We start from the raw sequence: 20,548 nt of genomic DNA, 5'->3' as shown, positions 1-20,548 counted from the left end.
ACCTTTGTCATTCCGTAGGAATCTAAACTGCTTTATTCTTGCTGTGTTGAGATTCCTACGGAATGACAAAAGAGTGCTGAATGGAATGAAATAATCAAACCTAATAACTGAACTAATAACAAATAAAAATCTACATATGAAATTTTTTATCGACACTGCCAATTTAGAGCAGATTAGAGAAGCTAACGACCTTGGAATTCTGGATGGCGTTACAACTAATCCATCCTTGATGGCAAAAGAAGGAATCAGCGGAACAGAAGCTATCTTGCAACATTACAAATATATTTGCGAGATTGTAGACGGAGATATTTCTGCGGAAGTCTTATCCACAACTTACGAAGAAATGATTGCCGAAGGCGAAATTCTTGCCGCAATTCATCCAAATATCGTTGTGAAAATTCCAATGATAAAAGATGGTGTAAAAGCTCTCAAATATTTTTCCAGCAAAGGAATCAAAACCAATTGCACCTTGATTTTCTCTGCCGGACAAGCTCTTTTAGCCGCAAAAGCAGGTGCGAGTTACGTTTCTCCGTTTTTGGGAAGACTGGATGATATTTCAACAGACAGTTTGAATCTTATTGAAGAAATCCGTCTTATTTTTGATAATTATGGTTACGAAACAGAAATTTTGGCAGCCTCTGTAAGACACAGTATGCACATCATCAATTGTGCAAAAATCGGCGCTGATGTCGTGACTTGTCCGATTCAGCCGATTCTTTCCTTGCTAAAACATCCCTTGACAGATTCGGGATTGGAGCAGTTCATCAAAGATTCACAAAAAATGCAATAATTTATGCAGCACGATATTTCAAAACTTAATCACATCGCTTCGCAGGTCAGAAGGGATATTGTAAGAATGGTTCACGCCTGTCAATCCGGTCATCCCGGCGGTTCGTTGGGTTGCACAGACTTTCTGGTCGCTCTTTATTTTGATGCGATGAAAAGAAAAGAAGGATTCGATATGAAGGGTAAAGATGAAGACGTTTTTTACCTGTCCAACGGTCATATTTCGCCTGTTTTTTACAGTGTTTTGGCGCACGCAGGTTATTTTGATAAGTCAGAACTGGCAACTTTCAGAAAACTGAATTCAAGATTACAGGGACATCCCACCACGCACGAGCATCTTCCGGGCGTTCGTATTGCTTCCGGTTCTCTGGGGCAAGGAATGTCTGTGGCAATTGGTCACGCAGTCGGAAAAAAAATAAATAAAGATAAAAATCTTGTGTTCACCCTTCACGGCGACGGCGAATTGCAGGAAGGGCAGAACTGGGAAGCCATAATGTATGCCTCTCACAATAAGGTTGATAATTTGATTGCAACCATCGATTACAATGGTCAGCAGATTGATGGCCCGACTTCAAAAGTCCTTTCTTTGGGTAATCTTAAAACCAAATTCGAAGCCTTCGACTGGAAAGTTCTCGAAGTGGAAAACGGAAACGATATGGAAGAAATTCTTAACGTTCTGGACGAAGCAAAATCATTGACCGGACAAGGGCAGCCGATTTGTATTCTCCTGAAAACCGGAATGGGTCACGGTGTCGATTATATGATGGGAAGCCACGCGTGGCACGGAAAAGCGCCTAACGATGAGCAACTGGCAAAAGCATTAGACCAGTTAGAGGAAACTTTAGGCGATTATTAGACTTTAAATTATTTGGGCAGCTTTATCCGCCTTCCGCTCCCGCTTTTTTGCAAATTCCCAAGGCTTTTTCCATTGTTGAATTTGCAAAAAGAGCTCCACTCAAGTCGGGCTGCGAGCGATTCGCTGTTCAAAAAAATATCTAACATCTAAAGATTAAATTCCTTTGCTGAGCGAAGCGCCTTTGCGAACGAAAAATATTCCCAATAAGCTAAAAAAATCTTTGCGCTCTTTGCGTTTAAATAACCATCAACAGATAAAAACAATGAAAAAATATACATACACAGAAAAAAAAGACACCAGAAGTGGTTTCGGAGCCGGTCTTGCAGAACTGGCGGACAAAAATCCTGATGTCGTAGCACTTTGCGCCGACCTTATCGGTTCTTTGAAAATGGAAAAATTCATCGAAAAAGTACCGGAACGTTTTTTCCAGATCGGAATTGCCGAAGCCAATATGATTGGAATCGCCGCAGGATTAGCCATTGAAGGAAAAATTCCATTCACAGGAACTTTTGCCAACTTTTCTACCGGAAGAGTGTACGACCAGATTCGTCAGTCCGTGGCGTATTCTGATAAAAACGTAAAAATCTGTGCTTCTCACGCCGGATTGACTTTAGGTGAAGATGGTGCAACACACCAGATTCTGGAAGACATCGGATTAATGAAAATGCTTCCCGGAATGACAGTCATCAACACTTGCGATTACAACCAGACCAAAGCGGCAACAATTGCCATTGCTGATTATGAAGGTCCGGTTTATCTGCGTTTCGGAAGACCTGTGATTCCTGTTTTTACAGACGAAAATCAAACATTCGAAATAGGGAAAGCCTGGATGGTCAACGAAGGAAAAGACGTAACCATAATCGCCACTGGACATTTGGTTTGGGAAGCGATAAAAGCCGGGGAAATCCTGGAAGAGCAGGGAATTGATGCCGAAATTATTAATATCCATACCATCAAACCTTTGGATACTGAAGCAATTTTAAAATCAGTAAAGAAAACAGGTTGCGTTGTAACTGCCGAAGAACACAACAGATTAGGCGGTTTAGGCGACAGCGTTGCTCAACTTTTGATTACAGAATATCTTGCACCTCAGGAATATGTAGCTGTAAACGACAGCTTCGGAGAAAGCGGAACTCCAGACCAACTGATGGAAAAATATGGATTGACCGCCAATGACATTGTTGAAGCCGCAAAAAAAGTAATGAAAAGGAAATAATAATTTTTAAATATTGATTACTAATAATACACAAAGGCTTCGATAAGCTCAGCGTGACATTTCTACTACAAGCATCCGATTTTAAGCGGTGTCAGGCTGAGCTTGTCGAAGCCTTATGCGTTTTTCTATTTAAACATTACTAGAATATCAATAGAAACGGGCTTTAGCCTGTTTTTAATATGAATAATTAAATTGGCTTTAGCCAAAATATATTATAAAAAAGCCATAAATTGCAGTCATCTATGAAGGAGAAATTAATCAATCATACAACAGAAGCATTCCAGACTTTCTTCCAATCAGAACCGGAAAATATTTTTCTGGCACCGGGAAGAATTAATATTATCGGTGAACACGTTGATTACAGCGATGGCTTCGTACTTCCTGCCGCCATCGACAAACATATTTGTTTTGCTGTCAAAAAGGTGGAAGACTCAGAAATCTGTACTTTTTTTGCAAAAGATTTTAATGAATTCTTCAGTTTTAATATTCATCAAAAGCAGACTCCGGTTGAGCAAACCTGGGCTAATTATTTGCTGGGTGTTTTCAACGCAATCCAGGAAAGCGGTAAAGAGATTGGCGGTTTGCAGGTTGCCTTCAGCAGTACGATTCCGATGGGTTCCGGCTTGTCGTCTTCGGCAGCTTTGGAATGTGGGTTTGCCTATATTCTTAATCAGGTTTTCGATTTAAATTTATCTAAAAAAGATTTGGCGCTGATTGGTCAGAAATCCGAACATACCTTTGTTGGTGTAAAGTGCGGAATTATGGACCAATTTGCATCCGTTTTCGGTAAAGAACACCAAGTAATTATGCTCGACTGCAATTCTCTGGAACATCAGTATTTTGAAGCTAATATCGAAGGTTACAGTCTGGTGCTTTTCGACAGTTGTGTAAAACATACGCATCTTACTTCCGGCTACAACGACCGAAGAAAAGATGTTGATAACGGGAAAAAAGTTTTGTGGGAAAAGTTTCCTGAAATAGAGAAATTCAGAGATTTCAGCTTTTCAATGCTGGATGAAGTGAGGGCAGAAATAGGAGAGACGTCTTACAAAAGATGCCTTTATCTTCTAAAAGAAATAAAAAGAGTAGAAAAAGCTGCAAAAGCTTTATCAGAAGGCGATGTGGAATATTTAGGAGAACTTCTTATCGAAACGCATTCCGGACTTTCTACTGAATTTGAAGTGAGTTGTGAAGAACTCGATTTTATGGTGGAAGAAACTTTAAAAGAAAACGGCGTTTTGGGTGCAAGAATAATGGGCGGTGGTTTCGGCGGATGCAGCATCAATCTTATAAAAGATGAAAATGTGGATGAAGTGATTAAAAACATCAGCGCAAAATACAAAGCAGATTTTGCCATCGAAATGAAAGTGTACCGTGTAAAAATATCAGATGGAATTAGAGAATACAAAAGAAATGAATTCGTCGTTTAATCAAAAGCAGCACCCTCACAGAAGATACAATCCGCTTTTGGATGAGTGGATTTTGGTGTCTCCGCAAAGAGCCAACCGACCTTGGCAGGGACAAACTGAAAAAGTTACCGAAGAAAAACTTCCTTCTCACGACCCAAATTGCTACTTGTGTTCAGGAAATGTACGTGTGAATGGTGATAAAAATCCTGATTACAAAGGTGTTTTTGTTTTCGAAAATGACTTCGGTTCTTTGATGAAAGATAATGTTGAATTCTCTTATGAAAAGTCTGATTTTTTTACATTAAAACCGGAGCGAGGAATTAATAGAGTCATTTGCTTTTCTGAAAATCATAGCCTTACTTTGCCTGAAATGGAAGTTGATGATATCAAAAAAGTGGTAGATGTCTGGCAAGAGCAATATAAAGATTTAGGTTCTGAAGATTACATCAACCACGTGCAGATTTTTGAAAATAAAGGAAGCGTGATGGGATGCAGCAATCCGCATCCGCACGGACAAATCTGGGCGCAGTCTTCGATTCCTTCGACAGTTTTGAGAACACAGGAAAATCTGAAAAAATACTTTGATAAAAACGGAAGGTCACTATTAGAAGACTATGTTAAAAAAGAATTAGAAGCCGAAGAAAGAATCATTCTTGAAAATGAAGATTTTGTCGTATTAGTTCCGTTTTGGGCAGTATGGCCCTACGAAACAATGATTATCAGCAAAAGAAAAGCAGAAAATATCCTTGAGTTTTCGGATTCGGAAAAGTTTTCATTGGCTGAGATTATTAAAAATTTAACCACAAAATATGACAATCTTTTTGAGATTTCTTTTCCATATTCAGCAGGGATTCACCAATCAGCAACCGATGGAAAACCCCATCCAGAGTGGCATTTTCATATGCATTTCTACCCGCCTTTGCTACGTAATGCAGAAGTCAAAAAATTTATGGTAGGCTACGAAATGCTGGCAGAACCGCAACGAGACATTACACCTGAACAAAGCGCTGAAATCTTAAATAATCTTTCCACCATTCATTATAAAAGTATGTAAAAAGATAGTTTTATCTTTGTGTAGCTTTTATTAATCATAGAAAATCAGGCGATTTTTCTATAAAATTAAATTTATGAACGACATTAAACTGATTGTCACCGATATGGACGGGACTTTTCTTAATTCTCAATATGAAGTAAGTCCTGATTTTCCTCGGATTTACCAAGAATTGAAAAAAAGAAATATCCTTTTCGTGCCTGCAAGCGGAAGACAAATGCCCGGAATTACGCAGTATTTTACAGAAATTGAAGATGAAATCGGTTTTATTGCGGAAAACGGCGGTTATGTGGTTTATAAAAATGAAGAATTGTTTGCAGACAAATTAGAACATCAATTTGTCATCGATATCATTAAAACAATTCGTGAAATTCCTGGCGCAAGAGCGGTGCTTTCTGCGAAGAAAAAAGCGTATTATGAAAGTGATGATAAGACATTTGTTAATTATTTCACTAGATATTACACAGAAAATCAGAAGGTTGATGATTTGACTTTGGAAGTTGATGATGATGCTTTTAAAATTGCCATCTATCATCCGGAAGGTGCTGAGAAAAATATTTATCCATATTTAAAACATTTCGAAGATGAAAATCTGGAAGTTGTAGTTTCGGGGCAATATTGGGTTGATATAATGAATAGAAATATTAATAAAGGAAAAGCTTTAGAAATAATCCAAAAAAAACTGAATATCCTTCCGTCTCAAACAATGGCTTTTGGTGATTATATGAATGATATCGAAATGCTTAAAAATTCAAAATATTCTTATGCGATGCAAAATGCACATCCTTCTGTGAAAGAAGCTGCCAATTATGAGGCTGGAAATAATGATAGTTTTGGGGTTTTAGAAGTTATTAGTGCGTATCTAAATCTTGATTATAAAAGAGTAATAAAAGTCTGAATTAAAAAATATAGAGACAGCGACAGAAGCTGATGTTAAAGTTCAAAATAAAAATGAATTTAGAATAGTGTTGATTGAAAATTTTGGTAACTATCTACTACCCTAAAAATGAAAAACCTCTTAAAATCAAAGATTTAAGAAGTTTTTTGTACCCAGTGCCGGAATCGAACCGGCACATCTTTCGATACTAGAGTTTGAGTCTAGCGCGTCTACCAATTCCGCCAACTGGGCCGATGTTTGTTTTAAATTGGTGTGCAAATATAGGATTATTTTCTAACCGATGAAAATGAATTTGAATTATTTTTCTCATTAATTCGTAACATTGTGTTAATCAGAAAAATATTTTTATCAAAATTCTATTTCCAAACCATCATAAGCCAAATGAATATGGTCCGGAAGCTCGTTTTCGACTTCCTCGTGGAAACCAAGATGATGACTAATGTGAATCAAATATGTTTTTTTCGGTTGAAGTTCTTCTACCAATTCCAAAACCTGTGGCAAAATAAAATGTGAATGATGAGGTTCTGTTTTTCTCAGGCAATTAATAATAAAAAAATCTAAGTCCTTCAGTTTCTCTTTTTCCTTATCATCAATTTTACTTGCATCTGTTATGTAAGCTAGATTTTTAAATTTAAAACCAAGAATATTTATCTCAGAATGGATAATATCAATTGGCTGAACTTTCACTTCATCAAAAAGTGTAAACTGATTATCAATTTCAAATAAATCGAAACTTGGTGCTCCTGGATATTTGTGGTCTTGAAAAGCGTAAGGAAAACGGTCTTTGATTTCTTTAGCAACACGGGAATTACAATAAATTGGCATTGAAGCTTTGTTTTTGAAAATCAAAGGTCGCAAGTCATCAAGACCAATTATATGGTCATTATGTTCGTGCGTAATCAGCACCGCATCGATTTGCTCCTCCTGATTCGTCAACATTTGCTGACGAAAATCGGGACCACAATCAATTAATATTTTCTTTCCAGAGTCGGAAGTTACGATGGCAGAAGTGCGTAAACGCTTATCTTTTTGGTCTTTTGAAAGACAGACAGGATGATGGCTACCAATAACAGGAATGCCTTGTGAAGTACCAGTTCCTAAAAATTTTAAAAGCATTTTTGTTTTTGCTGTTATTTTGGTAAATTTACAAAATAAATCTAATTCTTTGTGATAAAGCCAAAACTTACCCCAAAACAGAAAGCTTTAGCTATTAATCTCGATTCTTCAATTTACGGAACTTTTGCAGAGATAGGCGCGGGACAGGAAACTGTTCGTCATTTTTTCAGAGCTGGCGGCGCTTCTCAAACTATTGCAAAGGCGATGTCTGCTTACGATAAGGACTTTTCTGATGCCATCTATGGTAAGGAAGCTAAAAACCGATACGTAACTCAGAACAGACTCAGAAAAATGTTGCGTTATGAGGTGGCGCTTATTGAGGAAAGAATCCCAAGAGAGAACAATCCCGGTAAAAAATTCTTTTCTTATGCCAATACCGTTACAACCATCAATTTTGATAAAACGACCAAAGGTCACGGTTGGGTAGGAGTAAGGTTTCAAAATTCTGAAAATGAGGAGTATAACGAAATAATCATCCACGTAAAATTCAAAGAAACCAATCCGACTTTGCAACAGGAAACATTGGGAAGTTTGGGTGTTAATTTGATTTATGGTGCTTATTTTTATACAGATAATCCCAGAATTCTTGTAGAATCTTTGTACGACGACCTTTCTTTGGACAGACTAGAGATTGATATGATAGATTTCAGCGGACCGGCTTTCAAATATGTTGACAATCGTTTGATGAGTCTTCAGCTGGTGAAATTGGGGATGACAGATGCTGTTATTTTCAATTCTGAGGGAAACAATATGTTACCGGCGGATATTCTTTACAAGAAAAATATTTTTGCGGTAAGAGGTAGTTTTCGACCCGTAACACGAGTGAATATTGATATGTTTGAGCACGGTTTGGAAATGTTCAATCAGGATAATTCCTGCGACCACGAGAATACACAGATTCTTTTCGAAATTACGATTTCGAATCTACGAGCTGCTGGAGATATTGACGAAAGAGATTTCTTAGATAGAGTTGATATTTTGGGAACTTTGGGCTACACAGTAATGATTTCCAATTTCTCAGAGTATTACCGAATGGTAGATTATTTCTCTACATTTACCAATCAGCATATTGGTGTTGCAATGGGAGTTAATAACCTTTTAGATGTTTTCGATGAGGAATATTACAAAAATCTTCCGGGAGGAATTTTGGAGGCGTTTGGTAAGTTCTTCAAAAAGGATATGCGCGTTTATCTTTATCCTTACAAAAACCCTGAAGATGGCGAGTTGCTGACTTCTGAAAATCTGAAAGTTCAGGATAATCTGAAAGAATTATACAAATATTTCAAACTCAATAAGAGAATTGTAGACATTCATAATTACAATCCAAAATTCCTGGAAATCTATTCCAGAGAGATTCTTAAAAAAATCGTTACACACGAATTGGGTTGGGAAGAAGAGTTGCCGAAAAGTGTGGCAGAAATGATAAAAGAACGCGGAATGTTCGGTTACAAAGAATTAACTTTTGAAGGATTAAATTAACAACAATGGTAGAACTTAAAAAAAGACTTTCAGTAATCTTGGAAAGTCCACAAGATACAAACGTAAAACTTCTGAAAATCTGTCAGCTTTTGGATAAAGAAATTGATTATTACAACTGGACAGGTTTCTATTTTAAAAACGGCGACAAAGACGAGTTAGCTCTTGGACCTTATGTTGGCGCAGTTACAGATCATGTGATTATTCCTTTTGGAAAAGGGATTTGTGGGCAAGTAGCGGTTTCAGGAGAGACTTTCGTAGTTCCGGATGTTCATTCTCAGGATAATTATTTGTCTTGCTCCATTGATACAAAAGCAGAAATTGTAGTTCCAATCTTCAAAAACGGAGAAAATATTGGACAAATCGATATCGATTCTCATACCATTGACCCATTTACAAAAGAAGATGAAGAAATGCTGAAATGGCTTTGTGACGAGGTTGCGAAGATTTTGTAATTAAATTTTCTATAAAATATTAAAGTCGCATCTACTGCGACTTTTTTATTGATTGATTTTTGTCAAAAGGTCTCGATAATATTCCCCACACTTCGCAAGATGTGTCCCATACCAAGAAAAAGCTTCGCCGTCAACAATCCTAATTTTTTGATTTTGACAAACTTCTTTGATTTCATCAATATGTTTTTCTTTGAAAGGAAAAGGCTCTGACGAAAGAAAAATCAAATCTGCATCTTTCAAATCTTCTAACTGGATTTCCAGATATCGTTTCTGGTTTTTAAACAAATTCTCAAATCCCAGCTCGTCTAAAATCCTAGAAATAAAAGTATCGCCACCAACTGTCATATAGGGATTTTTCCAGATCAAATAAGCAACTTTTAACCTTTTTCCGGATTTAATAATATCAAAAGCTTCATAAGTTTTCAGGTTGAAAAACTGCGCTTTTTCTTCTTTCCCGAATAGATGCCCGAGTTGTTTCAGTAAATAATAATTGTCTTCCAAAGTTTCAACATTCGTGACTAAAACTTTGAAATCTTTCATCAATTCCTCAACTTGTTCTTTGGTATTTTCCTCTTTGTTGGCAATGATGAAGTCTGGTTTTAGTGATTTGATTTTATCTAGGTTAAGGTTTTTTGTACCACCAATCATTTCAACTTTATCAACCACATCTTTTGGATGGATGCAGAATTTTGTCCGACCAACAATTTCGTCAGTCGTCAAACCCAAATCAAACAAAGCTTCCGTAATCGAAGGAACTAATGAAATAATTCTCATAAATAAAACGCTTTGATTTCGCTCAGTGTGACAATAATTAATTTCTCGAGATTGAGGCTCTCGAAGACCTTAAATATAAAAAAAACTCTCTCGAAAACAAGAATTTCTGAGAGAGTTTAATATTGTAAAATTAATAATGATAAATGAATTGAGGAATTTTCAAATCATCAAATCAACTTATTATCATATCAAATTAATCTTCTTTTTTAGTCGCTTTTTTAGCAGCAGGCTTTTTAGCTGAGGCTTTTTCTTCTTTAGCTTCTTCTGTTTTTTCAGCAGTCTTTTTTGCAGGAGCTTTTTTAGCAGCAGGTTTTTTCTCTGCTTTTTCAGCTTTCTCTTCAGCTTTTGGCTCTTCAGCAACTTCTACAGAAGGAGTTTCAGGTTTTACAAAACTTTCAGGTGTGATGTAACCCGCTTTTTGAAGCAAGTTGTACCATTGAGCCAATTTTTTGATATCAGACTCATAAACTCTTTCTACATCATAGTTAGGAAGAGATTCAGCCATAAAAGCTCTTAATTCTTCACTGGAAGATTTGTGGTTAATCGTTGGTTTGTAGTCGTATTTTTTTGCAATATTTTCAAAAACTTCGAACAAAGGAACTTCTTTATCAAATGTGAACATTGCGATGTTGTCAAGAAGACTTACTTGGCTAGAGTTCGAGATGCTCGCTTTTTTCTTAGTCGTGATGTCCTCAACGATAAAACCGTTTTTAAGTTGAGAAACCAATTTGAAAAGTCCCGGTTTTCCGGAGATTGAAATAATTTTTTCTAACTGCATTTTAATATTTTTCTTTAGTATATTTTATTTTAATTTGTCTGATGTTCGATGATGGATATAAGATGTTTTCTAAGTTACAGGCTTCAACCTTACTTCGGAAATCTCATTTTATAACTCACTGATACTTCGCCATTAGCAATTTTCTGAAGTTTTCCTTTCACGATTTTTTTCTTCAATGCACTCAGGTGGTCTGTAAAAAGAATTCCCTCGATGTGGTCATATTCGTGTTGAATAACTCTTGCCCTGATGTCGGAAAATGTATCGGTATGTTTAACGAAATTTTCGTCGTAATATTCTATTTTGATGGTCGATTTACGTTTCACATCTTCTCGAACCTCTGGGATGCTTAAACAACCTTCGTTGAATTTCCATTCTTCTCCAGATTCTTCTAGAATTTTAGCATTGATGAAAACCTTTTTGAAGTCTTTCAGTTCATCAGCAATATCTTCGTAATCTTCGTCATCTGAAAGTGGAGAAACATCCACAATGAAAAGTCTGATGTCCAAACCAACTTGAGGCGCAGCCAAACCAATTCCGTTCGCTCCGTTCATCGTTTCAAACATATTATCGATTAGGGTTTGCAACTCAGGATAATCTTTTTCGATTTCGTGAGCTTTTTTTCTCAAAACGTTGTCGCCAAAGGCTCTAATTGGTAGAATCATCTTTTCTGGTCTAAAAAATTTTGCAACAATATCGTCGCACTTACTTTGTCAATCAATCCTTTTTCCTGTCTTTGTTTTTTGTTTTTTCCGCTTTGACTAATATAAAAAGAAGCCATTTTGGAAGTAAAACGTTCATCCAGACGATTGATTTTTTTATCCGGGAAATCCTTTTCAAACACTGAAATAAATTTCTGAATATCAGTTTCGATTTCGGACATATTTCCTTTCAAATCTGTGGGAAGTCCTATGACAACTTCGTCTACACTATTTTCAGAAAAATACTTTTTCAGAAAATCGACAAGTTTCGGAGTTTCAACCGTCGTCAGCCCGCTTGCAATAATTTGTAAGTCGTCTGTTGCAGCAATTCCTGTTCTTGCTTTTCCGTAGTCTATTGCTAGGATTTGTCCCATAAGTCTGCAAATTTACAAAAATTTTCAGCTTATGAAAATTAAAAAAAGCCCTGTAAAGTTGATAGGCTTTACAGAGCTTTTTGCTAGATGGATTTGAGTTAATTTTGTTTCATTTCCTCAACCAACAATTTGATTTTATCGATGTATTTTCCATAAAAATGTCTAAACCACCAGTTTCCAATAAAATATAGCAAAGACAATCCAAAAAGAACTGACCCGATAAAAACTAATGTTAAATAACCATTGGTGTAATGATGTGTATGTGGAATAGACTCTATCACGATAATCATTTCACAAACGAAAAATGGGACAAAGCTTAAGTAAAAAGACAAATAATATTGTTTGTTCAGTTCAAATTGATGCAATAAATCTTTTAACGAATCGTAAGTTCCCAAAGTCGGATTACTTATTTCCTTATACAGCTTAAAGAATTTGCCAAAGAAAAATACAGTTACCAAAACCATAGAAACAACCAAAATTTCGATGTATAAAGTGAATCTAAAAGGCAGCGGGAAAAACCAGATAGCAATCAAAACAAAAGGCATCAAAACTACAGTTGACCAAAATTCATAGCGCATATTTTTCCTAATCCTTTCCAAAGGATGGTGTATTTGTCTCTGTTTTTCTGGCGAAATCTCCGGTGTCTCGGAAACATCTTCTTTATTCCAAAGGGTTTTAAGATTATCTAGGTCCATATCTTTGATAGTTGATAGTTGATAGTTGATAGTTGATAGTTGATAGTTGATAGTTGTTTGCTGTTAGGCTGAGGCTCTCGAAGCCTGTTTATTAATTAATTCCTTTAACTTTTCTTTCGCACGGTTCAGTTTTACTCTTGCATTGCCTTCCGAGATTCCCATTTGTTCCGCCATTTCTTTTCCTGAAAAATCTTCCAGATAATAGAAAATCAAAGCTTTGTCAATTGGGTTCAGTTGTTGGATAGATTCATACATCAGCTTTAGGTTTTGTTCGTCTTCAAAGTTGTATTCCTCTTCTTTTATTTTGTAGAGCGAGACATCATCGTTTTGGATAAAAGTCCGTCTTTTCTTAGATTTCAGGAAGATGATTGCTGTGTTCAGAGCGATTCTGTAAAGCCAAGTCGAGAATTCTGCTTTTCCTTCAAAACTCGAAAAAGACTTCCAAACCTGATAAACAATTTCCTGAAAAAGGTCATTCTGGTCATCACGATTATCCATATACATTTTAGAAATCTTAAAGATGATTCCTTTATGCTTATCGACTTTCTCTAAAAATTCTTTCTCAGACGAACCCATTTTTGTTTAACTCTATTCGGTTAGTAATGATATCAAAAATTTGTTACAAAAAATAATTCTTGAATTTGATTTGGGCGCCTTTATCCGCCCTCCGTTCCCGCTTTTTTCTTTTTTCTCAAAAAAGAAAAAGAGCTCCACTCAGGTCGGGGCGCGCTTCGCCAAGTTTAAACATTTGTCTTTCAATTGACATTTTCTCAACTATCCAGGTTTTCATATCCTTAATCATAATATTTGTCCGTAGGAACCTCAACCGTTTAGATTCTTTCAGAATGACAAGGTTTGCGTTTAATTCTTCTCTGAGCGAAGCGTCTTTGCGAATCTTAAATAGTTTCAATCAATTCAAATAATCTTTGCGGACTTTGCGTTCAAAAAGATGCAGTAATTTTCATATTTTTGTAAAGATTAAAAATCACTCATAACTCATCACTCATAACTAACTCGATGTCTTTAAAAATTTCAGGACTTACCAAAAAATTCGGAGAACAAGTTGCTCTCAATGATATCAATATAACAATCGCTAACAACGAAATCATCGGATTACTCGGCCCAAACGGTGCTGGAAAATCCACCTTGATGAAATCCATCACAGGTGTTCTGAAAATCGATGAAGGCGAAATTCTCCTCGATGAAAAAAACATTTCAGAAAACGAAATCGAATCGAAAAAGAAAATCGGTTTCCTTCCGGAGAACAATCCACTTTACAACGAGATGTTTGTGAAAGAATATTTGCAATTCGTGGCGAATCTTCATAATATTAAAAAAGAAAGAGTAGAACAGGTCATAAATTTGGTTGGAATTACGCCGGAAAAATCAAAGAAAATTGGTCAGCTTTCCAAAGGTTACAAACAACGTGTTGGATTAGCGCAAGCCATTCTTCACGAACCGGATTTATTGATTCTCGACGAACCAACCAACGGACTCGACCCCAATCAAATTGTAGAAATCCGAAATGTCATCAAAGAAATCGGAAAAGCAAAAACTGTGATTCTTTCTACACACATTATGCAGGAAGTTGAAGCACTTTGTTCACGTGTGATTTTAATTCATCAAGGTAATATCATCCAAGATTCTCCGATTTCAGAATTCAAAGGAAAATTTGCAAGTCTGGAAGAAGCTTTCCAAAGTTATACAGTTTAATTATCGTTTAAACGCTTCGACTCCGCTCAGCGTGAAAATGCTAAATAATCAACTTGATTTCTTGTCAGTCCGAGCGGAGTCGAAGACTTTTAATATATCTCATTAATTTACCATAATCAATCAAAATTGCAATTTGCTCAAATCATTCTTCCACTCAATCTCAAAGGAACTTTCACGTACAAAGTTCCAGCAGATTTTTTGGATAAAATCGAAGTTGGAATGCGGGTTTTGGTTCCGTTTCGTGGAAAGAAAATCTACACGGGAATTGTTGCGGAATTGTTCAACGATTTTGAAGAAACTTTTGTTCCAAAAGAAATCATCAATCTGTTAGACAATAAACCGATTGTTCCAAAACAACAATTGGATTTTTGGAATTGGATGAGTTCTTATTATCTCTGCAATTTGGGCGAAATTTACCGTTTGGCTTTTCCTTCTTCTCTTAAATTGGAAAGTGAAACTTATGTCAGATTATTGTCAGAAAGAACAATTGATTGGCAAAATCTGGATGCAAACGAAACTTATCTTCTACAAGCTTTGGAAGTTCGACAAATTTTGAATTTACAAGAAATTGAAGCCTTCATTCCAAAAAAAGAAATCATCAAAACCATCAATGCGCTGATTGATGAACGATATATTTCTGTTGACGAAAAAATAACAGAAAAATATAAGGCAAAAGAAATTGCTTACCTGAAAATCAATGATGAAGCTTTGGTTTCAGAGAATTTGGCAATGATTCTTTTAAAGCTTGATAAAGCTAAAAAACAAAAAGACCTTTTCCTCAATATTCTTTCAAAACAAATTGATAATCCTGAAAATCCAATTCGCAAATCTTTGGTTTTTGATGAAGGGAATTTTGTTAATCAACAACTCAAATCCTTGATAGAAAAAGGTTGGGTTACAGAATATTATCTGGAAAAAGACAGAATCGATTCTTATGACGGCGAAATCGAAGAAATCGAGGAACTGACAGATAATCAGAAATCAGCAATTTCGGAAATCAATCGGGCTTTTGATGAAGATAAAAATGTTTTGCTTCACGGTGTGACTTCGTCTGGGAAAACGCATATTTATCTTGAGAAAATTGAAGATTGTATCAATGCTGGGCAAAATGTGCTATTGCTTTTGCCGGAAATTGCTTTGACCAAACAAATTACAATTCGTCTCGAAAAAAAATATGGTAAAAAACTCGGGTTTTATCATAATAAATTGACGGATTTTGAAAGAGTAGAAGTCTGGAGAAAAATCAAGAAAAATGAACTTAATATACTGATTGGAACTCGAAATTCTTTGTTTTTACCTTTTGAAAATCTGGGATTGATTATTGTGGACGAAGAACACGATTCGGCTTACAGACCAAGAGACCAGCACTTCTTTTTCAATGCGAAAGATTCAGCAATGATGTTGGCAGAATTTTATAATTCAAGAGTTATTCTCGGTTCGGCAACGCCTTCTTTGGAAAGTTATGATTTGGCGATGAGAGATAAATTGCGTTATGTTTCTATTAATGAAAGGTTTGGGAAAGTTGATTTGCCAAAATTTGAAATTATTGATGTTAAAGAAGCGCAAAATCAGAAAAAGATTGTCGGAAATTTCAGTCAAAAAATGGTTGACGAAATCAATCTTCAATTAGACCATAAAAAACAAACGATTATTCTTCACAATCGCCGTGGTTATGCCAATGTCATCGAATGTGAAACTTGTGGTCACGTGACTTATTGCAGTAATTGTGATGTTGTGATGACCTATCACAAAGCTTCGAATGAGCTGAAATGTCACTATTGCGGACATCGTGCAGGAAAACCAACCAATTGCCCAAGCTGTAACAGCGACAATCTGAATACAAAAGGCGTTGGGGTAGAACAAATCGAAGAGGAAACGCAAAAGATATTTTCTAATGCCGAAGTTGACAGAATGGACGTTGACGTGATGCGAAAGAAATTCGCTTACGAAAAACTTTACGAAAAATTGGAAAACGGAGAAACCGATATTTTGGTTGGAACACAGATGATTTCCAAAGGTTTGGACTTTGATAACATAGAATTGGTGGCGATTCCAAAAGCCGATTCTTTGATTCACGTTCAAGATTTCCGTGCGGAAGAACGAGCTTACCAATTGATTACGCAGGTTGCAGGGCGAGCAGGAAGAACTTCTGGAAATGGGAAAATTCTGATCCAGACCTATAATCCGTCGCATTCTGTTTTTGAATTAATTAAAAATCAGAATGTTAAAGAGATTTATAATTATTTTCTTGATGAAAGGAAAAAGTTTCTCTATCCGCCATTTGTGAAATTAATAATGATTGAACTGAAACACAGGAAAGAAGATAAAATCAACAGAGCCTCTCAGTTCTTGGGTTCGATTCTTAGAAAATATATTCCGGAAGAATGTATTCTTGGACCGGAGAAATCGCCTATTGCAAGGCTAAACAATCTTTATCAATATCAGATCCTTCTTAAATTTCCAAAAAACAAAAACTACAGAATCTATAAAGAATTACTTCTGAAGTCTTTTGATGAATTTGATGAAATCACGGCTTATAAATCTGTGAAAAAGGATTTATTTGTTGATTTTTAACAATTTTTAACGGCTTTTCAGATTTTTTATTACGGTTAAACCATAAATCGACGGCAATATTCTCTAACTTTACTTAGTTATGATAAAAAGATTAGACAATCTTAAACCTTAATTAATAAAAATTCAATAAAAATTGTAATTGTTTTGAGAATGAATAAAATCAAAAATTATTTTTCAATCATCGCAATTGGTTTTTCCTCATTTGTATTTTCGCAAGGGAGCGTCGCAGTTTCTACATTTCCACAAGTTGCTGATCAGCAAAGTCTTGTAAAGGATATTACCGCAGAAAAGGCGCTGTTGTCTCCGAAAGAACAAATTGAGTTCAATATCAATAAGATGTTTACAGACCCGGTTCTGAGAAATGCCAATTGGGGGTTTGTGGTTTACGACCCCAAAACAGAAAAAATTGTAACGGCGTACAACGAAACAGCACCGCTGATTCCTGCTTCTACAACCAAATTATTAACAACAGAAACGGCATTTTCTTTATTAGGAACGCAGTACAGATGGAACACCCAGTTGGAATATTCTGGCAGTATTGATGTTGAAGGCGTGTTGACAGGAAATCTCTATATCGTCGGAAGTGGCGACCCTTCTTTAGGTGGAAATAGAGGCGGCGCAGCAAGTTATACGCAGATTGTTAATCAGTATCTTGATGCTATCAAAGAAAAGGGTATTAGAAAAGTTACGGGAGATATTATCATCCAGACGGCAATTTTCAAAGAGAATAAAAAGCAGGAACTTCCGCAAAATATCGTTTGGTTAGAGCAGGCTAATTATTTTCTACCAGTTGGAACAACCAAAGATATTGATCCGAAAAATGAAAAGTTACTTATTAGTCAATCTAATAATCCATTTAATCAAGCAAAAAAGTATTTCTATGTTTCGCCTTATACCAACAAGGCTGTCTATGCCGATAAATTTGAAGGTGCTTGGGTAACGACAAAAGTGGCTGAACCACCTGCTTTTTTGGCTAATAAATTGAGAGAAGGTCTTGTTAAAAATAAAATCACCGTTTCTGGAAAAGTGACTCCCAAAATTGTTGACAGAGAACCGGAACCAAGAGAAATTTTGACGATTTATAAATCGCCGACTTTAGCTGAAATTGTTAATTATACCAACCAAAGAAGTGATAATGGTTATGCAGAGGCTTTGTTGAAGTCTAACGGCTTTCAGAAATTAGGCGACCAAACGGTAGAATCTGGAAGATTAGCTGTAACTGACCATTTGCAATCTATTGGTTTTGATTTGAATGGCCTTAATTTTATGGATGGAAGCGGACTTTCAAAAGCTCATACTGTTACGCCAATTTCACAAGCTAAGTTTTTAGCTAAAATGATGAAGTCACCTTACTATAAAGAATATTTTGAATCACTACCAATTGCTGGACAATCCGGAACGTTGAAACATATGTTTATGGTGAATTCCAATGGACAGATTTTTGCTAAAACAGGAACTTTAAATGGTGTGAAATGTTTAGCAGGATATATCAAAACAAGAAATAACAAAACGCTTGCTTTTTCTTTATTGATTAACAAATTTTCAGGTTCTGTTGCTCAAGTAAAGGACAGAATGGAACAGTTGCTGGATCCGACTTTAGATTTGTAATAATCAATGTTTTATAAATTAAAAACTCATCTCGTCGGGATGAGTTTTTTTTGTAGATTTGAGGTAAAATTTTTAAATAAAATGAAACATTTTTACACATTAATAATTACTTGTTTAACGATTAATATTATTTTTGGACAAATTCATAATATTGATCGAAAAGGTTTGATAGAATCTGAAAAAAAATCTGCCTCCCGCTCGATTTTGGATGTAAATGTGAATCCGAATACATTAAATTATGATTTACAATATGTTAGAGTAGAATTTGATCTTGATCCCACTCAGCAGTTCGTTTCCGGAACTATGACTTCCCATTTTAAGATGCTAGCGAATTCCGCTACTATTTATTTTGACTTGGCAAAGATTCTGACAGTTTCTACGGTAAAATATCACGGTCAGAATTTAACCTTTCAGCAATTGAGTTCAGATGAAATTAAAATTAATTTCCCGGTAGCTTTAACAGCCCAGACTACAGATTCTTTATCAATAACATATAGCGGAGTTCCTGTCAATACAGGTGCCTTTGCCAGTTTTGAAGCAGGAACTACACCTGCCGGAGATCCGGTTTTAGCAACATTGTCTGAGCCTTATGGGGCAAAAGGTTGGTGGCCAACCAAACAAAGTATGAATGATAAAATAGAGAAAATGGATATCAAAGTGACCACTCCTGCTCAATATACAGTAGGTTCAAATGGAAAACTGATGTCTGAAACTATCTTAGGAAACGGAAAAAAGCTGACTTATTGGCAAACTAATTATCCAATTCCTGCTTATCTTTTTGCGTTAGGAATTTCCAATTATACAAAAATGAATTCCACTATTACAACTACAGAAAGTTCTTTTCCTTTCCTGAATTACGTTTATCCAGCTTATGCGAATGCAAATACCCAAGCAAGTCTCGACTGGACTACAAGTTCTATGCAAACTTTTGAAGACCATTTTGGATTATACCCTTACAGAAATGAAAAATATGGTCATATGATGTTTAACTGGGGCGGAGGAATGGAACATGCAACAATGACATCTATGGTTAATTTTGGGCAGGGATTGATTGCTCATGAGTTGGCTCATCAATGGTTTGGAGATAAATTGACATGTGGTGCATGGAATGACATCTGGCTTAATGAAGGTTTTGCAACATTTGGTGAGCATTTGACTTATGAAAAATTATTAATGAGCTCTTCTCAGTTTCAAAATTATCTTGCAAATGAGATAAGTGATATTACAAGTAGCCCTGGCGGAAGTGTATACGTTCCTGATGCTGGATTGAGTGATATCGGCAGAGTTTTCGACGGAAGATTAACTTATGCTAAAGGAGGTTTTGTTTTAAGGATGATAAAATGGATTCTTGGTGATAGCCAGTTCTATGCGATGTTAAAAGCTTATCAGAACAATCCTGCTTTTGCTTACAATTATGTAAAGACTAATGATTTCAGAGATTTTTTAAGTTCTTTTACAGGAAAAGATTTCACAGAATTTTTTAATGACTGGATCTATGGTGAAGGTTATCCGAGCTATCAGATCAGGTGGACTCAGAATACCACAACCAAAAAACTGACTTTCCGTGTCGGGCAGACAAGAAGCAGTTCTACTGTCAGCTTTTTTGAGATGCCGCTTCCAATCAAAGTGACAGGATCTGGAGGACAGACCGCTTATTTTGTTTTGGATCATACTTCCAACAATCAATATTTCACACAAGATGTGACTTTTGATGTGACAAGTGTTGAATTTAATTATGAAAAACAAATCATTACAAAAGGTTCTACGGTGACCAAAGATAATAATCTGGCTGTTAATGACATTAATCAAAAAAACATCAGTGTCTATCCAAATCCGGCAAAATCTTTCATCAAAATTTCTGGTTTACAAAAATCAACAGATTATGAAATTCTTTCAATCGATGGAAAATTAATCAAGAAGGGAATTTCAAATCCAGATTCAGAAATCAATATTTCTACCTTAGTTAAAGGAACTTACATTTTGAAATTTAATAATCAATCAGTTAAAATTATTAAAGAATAACTCAAAAGATAATTTATTAAAAAAAAGCACTTTATTACAGTGCTTTTTT

The 20,548-nt window shown here is 35.7% G+C and carries 19 protein-coding genes and 1 tRNA gene; 12 read left to right on the top strand and 8 right to left on the bottom strand.

The genetic code is table 11. From position 1 onward, the window contains the following. Positions 1-136: 136 nt before the first annotated feature. From fsa to BUR19_RS10745, 6 genes are all read left to right on the top strand, one after another. Positions 137-790 carry a fructose-6-phosphate aldolase gene (fsa, locus tag BUR19_RS10770; RefSeq protein ID WP_074235329.1) on the top strand — a complete coding sequence of 218 codons (654 nt, stop codon included), beginning with the start codon at positions 137-139 and terminating at the stop codon, positions 788-790. Between the two features lie 3 nt (positions 791-793). Further along, a complete protein-coding gene (locus BUR19_RS10765; protein ID WP_074235328.1) occupies positions 794-1,642 on the top strand; it encodes a transketolase in 849 nt (282 codons plus the stop codon). Between the two features lie 262 nt (positions 1,643-1,904). Next, complete coding sequence (locus BUR19_RS10760; protein ID WP_074235327.1) at positions 1,905-2,858, top strand: transketolase family protein; 954 nt, start codon at positions 1,905-1,907, stop codon at positions 2,856-2,858. Between the two features lie 242 nt (positions 2,859-3,100). Then, positions 3,101-4,288, top strand: coding sequence for a galactokinase (gene galK / locus BUR19_RS10755; protein ID WP_074235326.1), 1,188 nt, complete (start codon positions 3,101-3,103; stop codon positions 4,286-4,288). Then, on the top strand, positions 4,248-5,321 hold the full coding sequence (locus tag BUR19_RS10750) for a UDP-glucose--hexose-1-phosphate uridylyltransferase (protein ID WP_074235325.1): 1,074 nt from the start codon (positions 4,248-4,250) through the stop codon (positions 5,319-5,321). Before galK ends, BUR19_RS10750 begins: the two co-directional genes overlap by 41 nt. Before the next feature lie 73 nt (positions 5,322-5,394). Further along, the gene (locus tag BUR19_RS10745) at positions 5,395-6,216 is read left to right on the top strand and encodes a Cof-type HAD-IIB family hydrolase (RefSeq protein ID WP_074235324.1); all 822 of its coding nucleotides are present in this window, start codon (positions 5,395-5,397) and stop codon (positions 6,214-6,216) included. Between the two features lie 149 nt (positions 6,217-6,365). On the opposite strand, the gene BUR19_RS10740 is transcribed toward BUR19_RS10745, so the two are convergent. Both BUR19_RS10740 and BUR19_RS10735 read right to left on the bottom strand, forming a co-directional pair. After that, positions 6,366-6,447: transfer RNA gene (locus tag BUR19_RS10740), tRNA-Leu, on the bottom strand. Between the two features lie 117 nt (positions 6,448-6,564). Continuing rightward, positions 6,565-7,332: an MBL fold metallo-hydrolase gene (locus BUR19_RS10735; RefSeq protein ID WP_074235323.1), complete on the bottom strand. Its 768-nt coding sequence runs from the start codon at positions 7,330-7,332 to the stop codon at positions 6,565-6,567. Between the two features lie 54 nt (positions 7,333-7,386). Here BUR19_RS10735 and BUR19_RS10730 point away from each other — a divergent pair, with 54 nt between their 5' ends. Together BUR19_RS10730 and BUR19_RS10725 are read left to right on the top strand one after the other, a co-directional pair. After that, positions 7,387-8,811 (top strand): nicotinate-nucleotide adenylyltransferase, encoded by a 1,425-nt coding sequence (locus tag BUR19_RS10730; RefSeq protein WP_074235643.1) that lies wholly within the window; start codon positions 7,387-7,389, stop codon positions 8,809-8,811. 5 nt (positions 8,812-8,816) lie between these two features. Continuing rightward, entirely contained in the window at positions 8,817-9,263 is a 447-nt protein-coding gene (locus tag BUR19_RS10725) for a GAF domain-containing protein (protein WP_074235322.1), read from the top strand. 45 nt (positions 9,264-9,308) lie between these two features. On the opposite strand, the gene BUR19_RS10720 is transcribed toward BUR19_RS10725, so the two are convergent. The 6 genes from BUR19_RS10720 to BUR19_RS10695 all read right to left on the bottom strand — a co-directional run bounded on the left by BUR19_RS10720 (position 9,309) and on the right by BUR19_RS10695 (position 13,158). Beyond that, positions 9,309-10,037 (bottom strand): ABC transporter substrate-binding protein, encoded by a 729-nt coding sequence (locus BUR19_RS10720; RefSeq protein WP_074235321.1) that lies wholly within the window; start codon positions 10,035-10,037, stop codon positions 9,309-9,311. Positions 10,038-10,230: 193 nt separating this feature from the next. Then, positions 10,231-10,815, bottom strand: a complete 585-nt coding sequence (locus tag BUR19_RS10715; protein WP_074235320.1) for a DUF5606 family protein — start codon at positions 10,813-10,815, stop codon at positions 10,231-10,233. 89 nt (positions 10,816-10,904) lie between these two features. Then, positions 10,905-11,477 carry a peptide deformylase gene (gene def, locus BUR19_RS10710; RefSeq protein WP_074235319.1) on the bottom strand — a complete coding sequence of 191 codons (573 nt, stop codon included), beginning with the start codon at positions 11,475-11,477 and terminating at the stop codon, positions 10,905-10,907. Then, on the bottom strand, positions 11,474-11,887 hold the full coding sequence (gene ruvX / locus BUR19_RS10705; RefSeq protein WP_074235318.1) for a Holliday junction resolvase RuvX: 414 nt from the start codon (positions 11,885-11,887) through the stop codon (positions 11,474-11,476). The genes def and ruvX overlap by 4 nt, the downstream gene beginning before the upstream one ends. A gap of 98 nt (positions 11,888-11,985) precedes the next feature. Further along, entirely contained in the window at positions 11,986-12,582 is a 597-nt protein-coding gene (locus tag BUR19_RS10700; RefSeq protein WP_074235317.1) for a hypothetical protein, read from the bottom strand. Between the two features lie 63 nt (positions 12,583-12,645). Further along, positions 12,646-13,158 (bottom strand): RNA polymerase sigma factor, encoded by a 513-nt coding sequence (locus BUR19_RS10695; protein ID WP_074235316.1) that lies wholly within the window; start codon positions 13,156-13,158, stop codon positions 12,646-12,648. A 441-nt stretch (positions 13,159-13,599) separates the two neighbouring features. Between BUR19_RS10695 and BUR19_RS10685 the strand changes: the two genes are divergently transcribed. From BUR19_RS10685 to BUR19_RS10670, 4 genes are all read left to right on the top strand, one after another. After that, entirely contained in the window at positions 13,600-14,295 is a 696-nt protein-coding gene (locus BUR19_RS10685; protein WP_074235314.1) for an ABC transporter ATP-binding protein, read from the top strand. Positions 14,296-14,421: 126 nt separating this feature from the next. Then, positions 14,422-16,869, top strand: coding sequence for a replication restart helicase PriA (gene priA, locus BUR19_RS10680; protein WP_074235313.1), 2,448 nt, complete (start codon positions 14,422-14,424; stop codon positions 16,867-16,869). A gap of 150 nt (positions 16,870-17,019) precedes the next feature. Continuing rightward, a complete protein-coding gene (gene dacB, locus BUR19_RS10675) occupies positions 17,020-18,477 on the top strand; it encodes a D-alanyl-D-alanine carboxypeptidase/D-alanyl-D-alanine endopeptidase (RefSeq protein ID WP_074235312.1) in 1,458 nt (485 codons plus the stop codon). A gap of 81 nt (positions 18,478-18,558) precedes the next feature. Then, positions 18,559-20,499 (top strand): M1 family aminopeptidase, encoded by a 1,941-nt coding sequence (locus BUR19_RS10670; RefSeq protein WP_074235311.1) that lies wholly within the window; start codon positions 18,559-18,561, stop codon positions 20,497-20,499. Positions 20,500-20,548 lie beyond the last annotated feature (49 nt).

Source organism: Epilithonimonas zeae, from assembly GCF_900141765.1.
GTDB lineage: Bacteria > Bacteroidota > Bacteroidia > Flavobacteriales > Weeksellaceae > Epilithonimonas > Epilithonimonas zeae.
The sequence above is the reverse complement of the archived record's forward strand: the minus strand, read 5'-3'. Positions and strand labels throughout refer to the sequence as shown.

What these genes read in the sequence shown, in the direction of transcription:
- BUR19_RS10695 (WP_074235316.1), bottom strand. Translation starts at nt 13,158, where the DNA reads ATGGGTTCGTCTGAGAAAGAATTTTTAGAGAAAGTCGATAAGCATAAA.
- BUR19_RS10750 (WP_074235325.1), top strand. Translation starts at nt 4,248, where the DNA reads ATGGAATTAGAGAATACAAAAGAAATGAATTCGTCGTTTAATCAAAAG.
- dacB (WP_074235312.1), top strand. Translation starts at nt 17,020, where the DNA reads ATGAATAAAATCAAAAATTATTTTTCAATCATCGCAATTGGTTTTTCC.
- BUR19_RS10745 (WP_074235324.1), top strand. Translation starts at nt 5,395, where the DNA reads ATGAACGACATTAAACTGATTGTCACCGATATGGACGGGACTTTTCTT.
- def (WP_074235319.1), bottom strand. Translation starts at nt 11,477, where the DNA reads ATGATTCTACCAATTAGAGCCTTTGGCGACAACGTTTTGAGAAAAAAA.
- BUR19_RS10760 (WP_074235327.1), top strand. Translation starts at nt 1,905, where the DNA reads ATGAAAAAATATACATACACAGAAAAAAAAGACACCAGAAGTGGTTTC.
- BUR19_RS10700 (WP_074235317.1), bottom strand. Translation starts at nt 12,582, where the DNA reads ATGGACCTAGATAATCTTAAAACCCTTTGGAATAAAGAAGATGTTTCC.
- galK (WP_074235326.1), top strand. Translation starts at nt 3,101, where the DNA reads ATGAAGGAGAAATTAATCAATCATACAACAGAAGCATTCCAGACTTTC.
- BUR19_RS10670 (WP_074235311.1), top strand. Translation starts at nt 18,559, where the DNA reads ATGAAACATTTTTACACATTAATAATTACTTGTTTAACGATTAATATT.
- fsa (WP_074235329.1), top strand. Translation starts at nt 137, where the DNA reads ATGAAATTTTTTATCGACACTGCCAATTTAGAGCAGATTAGAGAAGCT.
- ruvX (WP_074235318.1), bottom strand. Translation starts at nt 11,887, where the DNA reads ATGGGACAAATCCTAGCAATAGACTACGGAAAAGCAAGAACAGGAATT.
- BUR19_RS10725 (WP_074235322.1), top strand. Translation starts at nt 8,817, where the DNA reads ATGGTAGAACTTAAAAAAAGACTTTCAGTAATCTTGGAAAGTCCACAA.
- BUR19_RS10735 (WP_074235323.1), bottom strand. Translation starts at nt 7,332, where the DNA reads ATGCTTTTAAAATTTTTAGGAACTGGTACTTCACAAGGCATTCCTGTT.
- BUR19_RS10685 (WP_074235314.1), top strand. Translation starts at nt 13,600, where the DNA reads ATGTCTTTAAAAATTTCAGGACTTACCAAAAAATTCGGAGAACAAGTT.
- BUR19_RS10720 (WP_074235321.1), bottom strand. Translation starts at nt 10,037, where the DNA reads ATGAGAATTATTTCATTAGTTCCTTCGATTACGGAAGCTTTGTTTGAT.
- BUR19_RS10715 (WP_074235320.1), bottom strand. Translation starts at nt 10,815, where the DNA reads ATGCAGTTAGAAAAAATTATTTCAATCTCCGGAAAACCGGGACTTTTC.
- BUR19_RS10765 (WP_074235328.1), top strand. Translation starts at nt 794, where the DNA reads ATGCAGCACGATATTTCAAAACTTAATCACATCGCTTCGCAGGTCAGA.